Annotated in this window: 3 protein-coding genes; 1 reads left to right on the top strand and 2 read right to left on the bottom strand. The window is 58.7% G+C overall.

What is annotated here, in order from left to right; genetic code table 11:
• Nucleotides 1-221: 221 nt before the first annotated feature.
• On the top strand, nt 222-524 hold the full coding sequence (locus ABW18_RS22060) for a helix-turn-helix domain-containing protein (protein ID WP_005180184.1): 303 nt from the start codon (nt 222-224) through the stop codon (nt 522-524).
• Nucleotides 525-722: 198 nt separating this feature from the next.
• Here ABW18_RS22060 and ABW18_RS22055 read toward each other — a convergent pair whose 3' ends face one another.
• Nucleotides 723-3,728, bottom strand: a complete 3,006-nt coding sequence (locus ABW18_RS22055) for a TniQ family protein (RefSeq protein WP_235434495.1) — start codon at nt 3,726-3,728, stop codon at nt 723-725.
• Complete coding sequence (locus ABW18_RS22050) at nt 3,728-4,876, bottom strand: ATP-binding protein (RefSeq protein ID WP_005180180.1); 1,149 nt, start codon at nt 4,874-4,876, stop codon at nt 3,728-3,730. Before ABW18_RS22050 ends, ABW18_RS22055 begins: the two co-directional genes overlap by 1 nt.
• Nucleotides 4,877-5,131: the final 255 nt, after the last annotated feature.

Raw genomic sequence — 5,131 nt, 5'->3', positions numbered from 1 at the left:
TGACTTGGCATGGCATGCCAGTCGTAGACTTGGAGCCGAACTGAATCTGTTCGAGCCGATACACGATGACTTGTCTCACGTCGCCGGAAGGTCTCGAATACGCGCTAGCGACGATATAACCCAAAAAGACACAGACGACCGCTCGACACAAAGTTGGATCCGGAGCGAAGCGTCACTCACAAGCTCGCACCCATTGCCCAGCATCGCATAAAGGAGGACCAGTGAGCGTATGGGATGACATCATGGACACCCCTGCCGAAGCTGAGAACATGCGCGTCCGAGCAGCTTTGATGCGTGCACTGCGCGAACGTATCGTCACATTCGGCTGGTCGCAGACCGTTGCCGCCGCCAACCTCGACATCCCCCAACCGCGAGTCTCTGAACTCATGAACGGCCGCATCTCGAAGTTCAGCCTCGACGCTCTCGTTACCCTCGCATACCAAGTCGGGATCCATGTCGCTGTCGTCGCCGATCCCGACACAGACGTCGCCGACCATCTGACCAGTTCCAGGTCTCGCCACTAGCATCACCATGCAACCACCAGCGAAGCGTTTGTTCGGGTGATAGACGTTCGCGGGCAAGGGTCACGAGCTTCGTGAACTTGCTCGACGCCCTGACCCCGATCGTTGACGGGGCGGGTCCGGCGCGGCTGCTCGATATGGTCGCCGGCCACTGCATGTCAGCACTCAAAGACTGACTCTATCCCGTGACCAGCAGTTTCATCATACCGATTTCCCTCGAGGTCGGCGGAGGGGGATGCCTTCACGATGCAAACATTCGTATATACACGCGTTTGAAACACCGAACTCGTGTGCAATGTCTTTGACTAGGCACCCCTCTTCTTCGTACCTTTTCCTGAGTAGCTCACCGGGCACTAATTTCTTTTTTGATTCGGGAGCAGCTGCGGGAATGATTCCTGCAGCGCGCATCCTCTTACCGACCGTGGAGGGGGCGGCGTCGAGTGCAGCAGCAATATCGGCAATCGATTGATGCTTGTTGAGGTAGCGATCTCGTAGTTCTTCAATCGGCAGTAGCCGAACGCGTCCGGCCCCAGGAGGGCGACGTGATGGAGTACGGATAGCGATGCCTTGCTCGCGCATTATTTCGCAAAGCCTAGACTCACTAATGCCAAAACGTTTGGCGGTTGCGCGGAGCGTTAGTTTCCGGTCGACGTAGAGTGATTTGATCGCGTCAGGTGAAATCGCGGCAGGCGGTACTGCGTCGTCAACTGGGGTAGACACTTCGACCCTGCGCGTTGCGGTGTAATCCACCACTCGACGGCCTCGAAAAATGACGACGCCGCTATCCTTGAGGCGGCGAGCAATCGTGGGTCTGCACACACCGTACCGAACGCTCAACTGTTCAAGAGTCATGAGCTCATCGACATAGAGATGTTTGATTTCTTCGATGGGCAAGGACACAACCGACGCCCCTTCTTGCGTGCCGCCAGTGCGAATCGTGATGCCAGCTTCGCGAAGGCGGTTGGTGATCGTGGTCCTCGACACACCGAGCTGGCGTGCGATTTCGGTCGACGGCTGGTTCTGCGTCACGTAGAGGTCGACGATCTGCGCGGTGTCGACCGAAACTGTCTTCCGTCCACGGACCTCAATTCCGTTTTCACGGAGAAGGATACGCACCTTGTGTTCGCTCAGGTCGAGATCGCGGCTTATCTCGCGGACGGTCTGCCGCCGGGTGACGTACGCGTCGTAGAGTGTGTCGCGCGACGGTAGCGTCGCTCGGCGTGCGTCTGGCGCCGTGTTCGAATGCACTGCCGCGTCACTGCTGCGGCTGTCAGACGGGGGTGCTTCGGGACGCTGACCAGACGACTTACTTCTTCGAATGCGGCGTCTCGTTGATCGTTGGATAGGTTGATCGTTCAGGTATATGCGCAGTGCGGCAGGGGAGATCGCGAGGGCGCGTGCCGCATCGCGTACCGATAGGTTATCTGCGCGCAGTAGGTTCGTGATGTCGTCCCGTGGTAGGGGCACAGGTGGCCCCGGTAGGTCTAGGTCGGCGATCAGATCGATCGGTGGTTCTGCGCACACTGGTTCGTCAATTCCGAGGCTGTTGAGGAACACACTCGCCTGGTGGTCAAGCGCCTCGACGATCTGCGGGCTGAGCAATGCAAGGAGTCGAGGTACCTCGCGCGTGCGTCGATCGGATGCCGCGACTCCCCGTGTTCGCTGGTAGTTCAGTGTGACTCGCCGGTAGAGAAAATCGCGTGCCAGTTCGTGGCGCCCCATATCTACGCCGTGTTCGGTAGCGATCTGACGCCATTTGTCCTCGGGCAGGAGCTGTGAGTAGTCCAGTTGACGACGGCGGTCGTAGTCGATCTTGCCTGGATGGTCGACGAGGTAGTCGCCGAGTCGTGTGATGGCTGATAGGACTGACCGTGGGAGTCGCGCGCTTCCTGCTCTGTGCCAGACCGAACCGATGTGGCGTGGGTCTTCATCGATGCCGAGGAGCGTTGCGCAATCAGCAACCGGTTTTCCCGTGACAGCGATGACCGTTGCCAGCGAGAGACCGACAGCCCCGTAGTCTTCGTTGAGACCGGGGATGAGGAGCCGAACCGCCCAGGTTGGCCACATGCGTTGCGGGATTGAGGACACTGCAGCGTGCTGTGGGCTGGTGAGTTCTCCCGATGTCTGGGGACGACGCCATGTCTGCTTTGGCGCGTTTATGTCATTCGCCTGGCTAGCACCACAGAAGATCGACTCTAAGCGGCCACCTTTGTTGGTGCGCGCTGTGTATCGGTACCCGCTTGTTCGTGAGAGGACGGTTCCGAAGCTTGGAAGCAGCAGGCGCAGCATCTCGGCGGCGGTCGCATTGTCGGCGGAGAGGATGCTGACGGATGTGGCGGTAGCTGCGACGTCGAGTAGCGACCCGCGATCGACGTCGGTTGCTGTGAGGTTCTCAAGCAGGCCAGTGAAATGGGAGGAGTGTTCATTGGCTGCTTTACTCCAGTCCGCATCGCGCTTGAGGCGAATCGCCAAAACCCTTGCGTCAGCGAGAAACGAGACGGCGTCGAGTATGGCGGTATCGGAGTCCGCCGTAACTCCATCTCGTGGGATGGACATCGCGGTGCTGACGGTTTTGCTGACCGTGCGTTGTGCGATGAGAGCAGGGTCATCGTCGGAAAGCCCGGCCGTGAGGGTCTGACCCAGAGGGAACGTGCAGGCGGGGTCGGCAGAGTTGTCTAGCATGTGAGCGCCACACTCTTGCAACACGGGGATGTCAGTGGCCATCCGATGAAGGGCGGGGCTCGTGCCGCAGCGTTGACAGAGATCGACCAATAGACACTGATGACGAGGACATACGAGCTCCCAGCCGATGCGCCAGCGGAGAAGCCATCGTCCACCGTTCTCAGAGAGGCAGTGCGGACAGAATCGAGACGCTGGACGCAGACGGAAGATGTTTCTTAGAGTCCACCCCCGCTGGTCGGCCTCGCGTCGGGCAAACGCCCCTGCGCTCGCGTCCACTGTGGGGAACGCGTATTCGGTCATCGTGAGGAGGTCTTCGAGTGATGTCTCGGTGGCGTCGGCAAGGGGTTGAAGCCCACCGGGGGTGGCGGGCAGCTGGATTAGACCATGTCTGGTCCGGAGACCGTAGTTGAGATAGCGGAATACGCTCCGAGGCACGTTGAACCGGCTCGCGTAGGCATCGGTCCACGATTCGATACTCTCCCCCGGCACGGCAGGGATGCGAACGGCAAGCGTCCGGGTGGTCATCATGATGCCACCGTCGCCTTTTTCGAGCCGCGAGCGCGCGATTTCAGGTGCTTGGATCCGATTGCCCCGGATTCGATCTCCGCCAGATAGCCCTTGCGTTGCCGTTCAGCCTCGGCGTCGATGGCGATTGTGTCGAGGAGATCCTGGGTGAGGCATTCTTGCCCTGTAGCAATGGCTTTACGGGATCCACGGGCGATTAGTGACATCAGCGAGTTGATATGGCCACTCGACCTGGCGAACAAGTATTCAGCAAGATTGACGGCGAGCATGCCGGGGTGCTTGTGTACTAGCAGCAGGTCACGCTCCACTGTGAGCAGCGTGTCATGCCACTGCTGTTGTTGTTCCTCGTTTTTAAGTCCGAATCCCCTGAATCCTATGGGTGTCCAGCGCCGTGACATCTGTGTCACGAGGTTGTGTGAGCGTTCCTCGTTGTAGGGGTCTTTGGCATCGAATAAGCCAGTCCCGACGAAGATGAAGGTCGCCGGAAGGTGGTTGGTGAGCGACTTCAAATGGTTGATGCTGCGCCGTCCACTCGGGGTGGTTGCGTCGATGAACTGCACTTCATCGACGACGACTAGTACGGTTGCACACGATAGGACGTGGTCCTGTGCGCGTGCGAGCAGCGTCGCTTCGTTGCCGGATAAGGGTGCCCCGAAGAATCGGCAGATGGCTTCGTCGATCGCCTTTGGGCTGGGGTTCGATGGGATGGAGATATACACGACTGGAATGTGTTCTGCATCGGTGGACGGAAGGTAATCACCAAGTTCAGCCCGCTGGGCATTGAAGATTCTTTGGGCGTAATCGACGACCATGGTGGTCTTACCGAGTCCTGGTGACGCACTGATGATGACGGAGTCACGCACTTTGTCTCCCCGCTTGTCTACACCGCATTCGTACACCATGTCGATGGTTTCGTTCGCGTTGATCAGCATGGGGGTTTTGATTGGTCCGTAGTTTGCGTGGTATGCACGGCGTCGCAGATTGTAGTCGCTGCGTGCGCTGGTGCTGAGTGCCTTGAGCTGGGGCGTGGTTAGTTGTTCCGGCCGTGTCGGAGGGTGCGTGGCGAGTGCCTTGAATCCCTCCTTGAGAACCAAGCTGGCAACCCTTAGATCGGGTTCGGGGGACAATTTCTTTTGCGAGTTGGACATTGTGTTTCCAGTGCTATATTCAGTGATATCGGGCCGTGTACGGTTTTCTGTGTCTGGGTGTTCCTCTTTCTTTTGGAAGGGTGCGAACGAACTGCGATATCTTTATGCATCGACATCGTCGGTGGTAGTTCCTGAGGCCCGGCTGTAGTAGTCGTCGAGTTCCTGCTCGTTGTAGTTGCCGTCGCTATCGGGGAGGGGGACAGCCACGTCGGTGTCGAGGTCGATCTCAGAATCGCTGTCTGAGGGTGACTCCCA

This window comes from Gordonia jacobaea (genome assembly GCF_001186365.1).
GTDB classification, from domain to species: Bacteria; Actinomycetota; Actinomycetes; order Mycobacteriales; family Mycobacteriaceae; genus Gordonia; species Gordonia jacobaea.
Note: the sequence above shows the minus strand (reverse complement) of the source record. Positions and strands in the feature narration are given on the sequence as shown.